The sequence below is a fragment of the Nocardiopsis halotolerans DSM 44410 genome (assembly GCF_000341065.1).
Classification (GTDB): domain Bacteria; phylum Actinomycetota; class Actinomycetes; order Streptosporangiales; family Streptosporangiaceae; genus Nocardiopsis; species Nocardiopsis halotolerans.
Map to the genome: position 1 here is coordinate 1 of NZ_ANAX01000035.1, position 6282 is coordinate 6282.

Here is a 6282-nt window from a genome sequence, read left to right on the forward strand (position 1 = left end):
CCACTGAAGACATCGGACTCACTCATCTAGATCGTTGATGGGGGTTTCTGAAACACCTGCGGACATGGCGAAGGGCGTCGAGGATCAGAGTGTGACCAATGACCTTGACGCCCTTCTGACCGCACTCTACGTCCACCTGGACGACCACGTCCTGCCTTCGCGCGAACAACCCGTCAAACACGGCCCTAGTGGCCCAGGTCCCACCCGCGGCGCAGCTCCCGCAGCCGCCGGACGCGGTCCGCCGTCGGCGGATGGGCGGCGAACAGACGGCCCAGGCCGCTCGGGAACGGGTTGGTGGTCATCAGGTGCGCCGACGCCAGCAGGCTGCGCTCCCGGGGCAGCGGGTACCGGAACGCCCCCGCCTCCAGCTTGCGCAGTGCGGAGGCCAGCGCCAGCGGGTCCCCGGTCAGCCGTGCGGCCTGCTCGTCGGCCCGGAACTCGCGGTGGCGCCCCACACCGCAGTAGACGATCACCGCCGCGAGCGGCGCCAGCAGCGCCGTCATCAGGCCGCCCAGCAGGGTGGGCATGTCGGTCTCCTCGGAGTCGCCCAGCGGCAGGAGGAACGCGACCGCGCTCAGCGCCGTGATCACCGCGGTCAGGGTGGCCGCCACCGAGCTGATCAGCGTGTCGTTGGCCCGGATGTGCGCCAGCTCGTGGGCGATGACCCCGCGCAGCTCGTGCTCGTCCAGGGTGCGCAGCAGCCCCGTGGTGCAGCACACCGCGGCCCTGCGCGGGCTGCTCCCGGTGGCGAAGGCGTTCGGCGAGCGCACGGGTGACAGGTACAGCCTGGGCATCGGCTGTCGGGCGGCGGTGGCCAGCTCCCGGACGATCCGGTACAGCTCGGGCCGCTCGATCTCGCTGACCGGCCGCGCACGCATCGCCCTCAGCGCCAGGGAGTCCCCGAAGAGGTAGACCAGCACCCCCGCGCACAGCACCAGGGCCACCGCGAACTGGGCGCCCTTCGCCGCGCCGCACAGCCAGCCGGCCGTGACGACGAGTACCGCGACACCGACGAACAGTCCGACCGCCCGGGCCACGTTGATGTGCACGCCGCCACCTCCTTCCGACCGTGGATGCGTACATGGTGGCAAACGTGCGGGTCCGTGCTCCGCGTTCCCCGGGCGGTGGGGCGACGCCCGCGCCACCGTCCCGGAACCCGCCGTCCGCCTCGTCCGGCCCGTGCCCCGCCCGCGTCCCCGCTCGTGGCCGGCCTCCCGAACCCCCTCCCCGTGTGAGAATGGCCACCCGACCCCCGACTCGCCGCTCCCGACGACCTATAGTGCGATCGTGGCCCTCATCACTCCGCGCACCAGGCCGTCAGGACCCCGTCCCCTCGGTCCGGTGTGTGGTCGGCCGTGTCGTTGAAGGCTGGCCCCTTCACGACCCGGCCGTCGCGGCGCGGCCGCACCGCGCGAGACCGGGTTGGCGCATCCGGCGATCGCGAGGGCCGCGAACGCTGTCCCCACGTCCCCGAACCAGGCACACGGACCGCGAAGGCGCGGTTCGGTCGGGGGCTGACACCCGAGCGCCGCCGCCCGTCACGACCGGCGGCTCACCAAGGAGGTCGTCGATCTCAGTGGCCAAACAGATCGAACAGCTCGACCGCGTCATCATCCGCTTCGCCGGCGACTCCGGCGACGGCATGCAGTTGACCGGTGACCGCTTCACACAGGAGACGGCGTCGTTCGGCAACGACCTGTCGACCCTGCCGAACTTCCCCGCGGAGATCCGCGCGCCCGCCGGGACCCTTCCCGGGGTGTCCAGCTTCCAGCTGCACTTCGCCGACCACGACATCATGACCCCGGGGGACGCCCCGGACGTGCTGGTGGCGATGAACCCCGCGGCCCTCAAGGCCAACCTGGGCGACCTGCCCCGGGGGGCCACCGTGATCGTCAACACCGACGAGTTCACCAAGCGCAGTCTGGCCAAGGTCGGGTACGCGTCCGATCCGCTCTCGGACGGGACGCTGGACTCGTTCAAGGTGAGCGCGGTGCCCCTGACGTCCATGACCGTGGAGGCCCTCGCCGGTACCGACCTCTCCAAGAAGGACGCGCAGCGGGCGAAGAACATGTTCGCCCTGGGCCTGCTGTCGTGGATGTACAACCGGCCGACGGAGGGAACGACCTCGTTCCTGAAGTCGAAGTTCGCCGCCAAGCCGGACATCCTGGCCGCGAACCTGACCGCGTTCCAGGCGGGGTGGAACTTCGGCGAGACGACCGAGGACTTCGCGGTCTCCTACGAGATCAAGCCCGCGCGGCTCCCGGCGGGCACCTACCGCAACATCACCGGCAACCTGGCCACCGCCTACGGGCTGATCGCCGGGTCCCAGCGGTCGGGGCTTCCGCTGTTCCTGGGCTCGTACCCGATCACCCCCGCGTCGGACATCCTGCACGAGCTGTCCAGGCACAAGCGGTTCGGGGTGCGCACGTTCCAGGCCGAGGACGAGATCGCCGGTGTGGGCGCCGCCCTGGGCGCGTCCTTCGGTGGTTCCCTGGGCGTGACCACCACCTCCGGTCCGGGCATGGTGCTCAAGCAGGAGACGGTGGGTCTGGGCGTGATGACCGAGCTGCCGCTCGTGGTCATCGACGTGCAGCGCGCCGGGCCGAGCACCGGCATGCCGACCAAGACCGAGCAGACCGACCTGCTCATGGCCCTGTACGGGCGCAACGGCGAGTCGCCGGTGCCGGTGGTGGCGCCCTCCTCCCCCGCGGACTGCTTCGACGCCGCGCTGGAGGCCGTGCGGATCGCGGTGCGCTACCGCACGCCGGTGGTCGTGCTCTCCGACGGGTACCTGGCCAACGGGTCGGAGCCGTGGCGGCTGCCGGAGGTGTCGGATCTGCCGGAGATCGACCCCGCCTTCGCGACCGCGCCGAACGGGCCGGAGGACTCCTTCCTGCCCTACCTGCGCGACGAGGAGACGCTGGCCCGCCCGTGGGCGGTGCCGGGCACGGCCGGCCTGGAGCACCGGATCGGCGGTATCGAGAAGCACGCGCGGAGCGGTGACATCTCCTACGCGCCGTCCAACCACGACCTGATGGTGCGTACGCGCCAGGGCAAGATCGACGCGATCGCCCGGGACGTCCCCGAACTGGAGGTGGACGACCCCGGTGGGGAAGCCGACGTCCTGGTGCTCGGCTGGGGCGGCACGTACGGGTCGATCACCGCCGCGGTGCGCCGTGTGCGGCGCGCGGGCGGCCGGGTGGCGCAGGCGCACCTGCGGCACCTGAACCCGTTCCCGGCCAACCTCGGTGAGGTGCTGCGCCGCTACGACCGGGTGGTGGTCCCCGAGATCAACCTGGGCCAGCTGTCGCTGCTGCTGCGCGGCAGGTTCCTGGTCGACGTCATCGGCTACAACAAGGTCCGCGGTCTGCCCTTCAAGGCCGAGGAGCTCGCGGGCGTGCTTCAGGAGGTCATCGACCGTGACTGAGAACGTGATGGGACCGGGCGCGAACGGCCACGGCCACGGTGGCGCGGAGGACGGGCCGGGCGGACTGCGCCTGGTGCCCAGGACCGACACCGCGTACAAGATGAAGGACTTCAAGTCCGACCAGGAGGTGCGCTGGTGCCCGGGCTGCGGTGACTACGCGATCCTGGCCGCCTTCCAGTCGTTCCTGCCCGAGCTGGGCGTGCCGCGCGAGAACATCGTGATGGTGTCGGGGATCGGCTGCTCCTCCCGCTTCCCGTACTACCTGAGCACGTACGGCGTGCACTCGATCCACGGGCGCGCCCCGGCGATCGCGACCGGGCTGGCCACCAGCCGCCCGGACCTGTCGGTGTGGGTGGTGACCGGTGACGGCGACGGGCTGTCCATCGGCGGCAACCACCTCGTCCACGCGCTGCGCCGCAACGTCAACATCAACGTCCTGCTGTTCAACAACCGGATCTACGGGCTGACCAAGGGCCAGTACTCCCCCACCTCCGAGGCGGGGAAGATCACCAAGTCCTCGCCGGTGGGCTCGCTGGACCACCCGTTCAACCCGGTGTCGCTGGCGCTGGGCGCGGAGGCCACGTTCGTGGCGCGCACGGTCGACTCCGACCGCAAGCACCTGACGTCGGTGCTGCGGGCCGCCGCCGACCACCCGGGCGCGTCGTTCGTGGAGATCTACCAGAACTGCCCGATCTTCAACGACGACGCGTTCGAGCCGCTGAAGGACCCGGCCGCGCGCGACACCCGGCTGATGCGCATGGAGCACGGTGAGCCGCTGCGGCTGGGTCCCGACCGGGGTGTGGTCGCCGGGGAGTTCGGCGGTCTGGAGGTCGTGGACGTGGACTCGGTGGGCGAGGACCGGTTGATCCGGCACGACGCGCACCGGGAGGACCCGGGGTACGCGTTCGCGCTGTCGCGTCTGGACCAGCCCGCGTTCGAGCACGTGCCGATCGGGGTGTTCCGGGACGTGCGGCGTCCCACCTACGACGACCTGGTGAACGAGCAGGTCGCCGACGCGCGCGCCGAGCAGGGCGACGGCGAGTTGGCCTCCCTGCTGGCCAGCGGGGACACCTGGACCGTCGAGTAGCACCGGTCCCGGGTTCCGCGCACCGCTCGCGGGTCGGCGCGCGGAACCCGGGACGGCCCCGTCGTCCGTGGGCGCCCGGCCGTGTGACCCGACGAACGGAGCCGCTCCCCCGCTTCCCGCGCCGCGAAGGCATACGCTTCCACCATGCGTATCGTCATCGTCGGAGGACACGGGAAGATCGCGCTGCGGCTGGCCAGACAGTTGGCCGGCCGAGGTGACGAGCCCGTCGCCCTCATCCGCAACCCCGACCACGCCCAGGACGTCGTCGACGCCGGTGCCGAGCCGGTCGTGATCGACCTGGAGAAGGCCACCGTCACCGAGCTGACTGAGAAGATCATGAACGCCGACGGCGTCGTGTTCGCCGCGGGCGCGGGCCCGGGCAGCGGCGCGGCCCGCAAGGAGACCGTGGACCACAAGGCGGCCGTGCTGACCGCCGACGCGGCCTCCCTGGCGGGTGTGCGCCGTCTGGTCCAGGTGTCGGCCATCGGCGTGGACAACCCCGTTCCCGAGGGCACGGAGGAGGTGTGGGCGGCCTACGTGGAGGCCAAGCGCGCCGCCGACGCCGACCTGCGCGAGCGGGGGCTGGAGCTGGACTGGACGATCCTCCGGCCCGGGCGGCTGACCGACGACCCGGGCACCGGCGAGGTGGCGCTGGGCGAGGGGGTCGAGCGCGACTCGGTGACCCGTGAGGACGTGGCTTCGGTGATTGTCGCGCTTCTGGACGAACCGGGGACGGTCGGCAGGGTTCTCAACCTGGTGAACGGAGAGACGCCCGTCGTCGAGGCGGTCCGCGCCGTGGCCGCCGCCTCCTGACGGGGCGGTCGTCAGCGGTCGTCTGTGGCCAGATGTTTCCACAGGGGGCATGATGGGTGCGGAGCCCGGCGGAGTCCCGCCACGGTGGACGCGGATGACCGGGTAGCAGCCCGACGGGTACGGCAAGCTCCACGCAGAGCAGATGGGTACGGTTATTCATGAGCGTCACGCAGGTCGTGAGGGACAGCACGGTCGTCGAGCACGCCAAGGTCGCCGCGCAGCAGAAGCGCCGGATGTTCATCATCCAGTTGGAGATCAACGCCTATGACGAGGCCTCCAGCAAGCTGCGTCCCGGCCTGACCCGCATCCTGGAGGGGATCGAGGAGGCCGGGTGGCGCCTGGACCAGATCACCCCCGGGGAGGAGGGTGACAAGCCCGCCCGCCTGTTCATCTTCCGTCCCGACCCGGACGTCAGGAAGAACGAGGCGGCCAGGGCCGAGGCTCAGCAGCAGCACTACCAGGACCCCTCGGGGCAGCAGCAGCCCTACCCGCACCAGCCGACGGGCGCCCAGCCGCAGGACCCGTACGCGGGTTACGGACAGCAGCCCGGCTACGGGCAGCAGCCGTACCCGGGTTACGACCAGCAGCAGTACCCCGGATACGGGCAGCAGCCGGGGTACGGCCAGCAGCCCGGATACGGGCAGCAGTACCCGGGCTACGGGCAGCAGCAGGGCTGGTAACCCCGCCCCGGACGTCGGGCCCGCACGGTGACGCACCGTGCGGGCCCTTCCTTGTGTCCGATATCGGAGAAATGCTGATTCCGATGCATTTGCCGTTCGTGGTTTACGGCCGTGCTTTCGGTTGAGTAAAGCCTGGGCCGCCCTGGAGCAGTCCTGAGCGACGACATGTCCGGCATGTCCACCACGGAGCCGAGAAAAGTCTGGGGAAACTCTTGATTCTTCCCCGAAAGTACTCCGAGCAGGCCGCCGACTACGCTAAGTTATTTACGGCGGGC

The 6282-nt window shown here is 70.8% G+C and carries 5 protein-coding genes and 1 pseudogene; 5 read left to right on the forward strand and 1 reads right to left on the reverse strand.

The window, feature by feature from the left end; genetic code table 11:
• Positions 1 to 91: 91 nt before the first annotated feature.
• A pseudogene (locus D455_RS36245) lies at positions 92 to 190 on the forward strand (IS982 family transposase); the annotation flags it as partial.
• On the opposite strand, the gene D455_RS0102655 reads toward D455_RS36245, so the two are convergent.
• Positions 186 to 1049, reverse strand: coding sequence for a M48 family metalloprotease (locus D455_RS0102655; RefSeq protein ID WP_017569221.1), 864 nt, complete (start codon positions 1047 to 1049; stop codon positions 186 to 188). The pseudogene D455_RS36245 and the gene D455_RS0102655 overlap by 5 nt on opposite strands.
• Before the next feature lie 527 nt (positions 1050 to 1576).
• Here D455_RS0102655 and D455_RS0102660 point away from each other — a divergent pair.
• The 4 genes from D455_RS0102660 to D455_RS0102675 all read left to right on the forward strand — a co-directional run bounded on the left by D455_RS0102660 (position 1577) and on the right by D455_RS0102675 (position 6007).
• Positions 1577 to 3427 carry a 2-oxoacid:acceptor oxidoreductase subunit alpha gene (locus D455_RS0102660; RefSeq protein ID WP_017569222.1) on the forward strand — a complete coding sequence of 617 codons (1851 nt, stop codon included), beginning with the start codon at positions 1577 to 1579 and terminating at the stop codon, positions 3425 to 3427.
• Positions 3428 to 3434: 7 nt separating this feature from the next.
• On the forward strand, positions 3435 to 4514 hold the full coding sequence (locus D455_RS0102665) for a 2-oxoacid:ferredoxin oxidoreductase subunit beta (protein ID WP_017569223.1): 1080 nt from the start codon (positions 3435 to 3437) through the stop codon (positions 4512 to 4514).
• 144 nt (positions 4515 to 4658) lie between these two features.
• Positions 4659 to 5327, forward strand: coding sequence for an SDR family oxidoreductase (locus D455_RS0102670; protein ID WP_017569224.1), 669 nt, complete (start codon positions 4659 to 4661; stop codon positions 5325 to 5327).
• 158 nt (positions 5328 to 5485) lie between these two features.
• Positions 5486 to 6007, forward strand: coding sequence for a hypothetical protein (locus D455_RS0102675; RefSeq protein ID WP_017569225.1), 522 nt, complete (start codon positions 5486 to 5488; stop codon positions 6005 to 6007).
• The last annotated feature ends 275 nt before the right edge of the window (positions 6008 to 6282 follow it).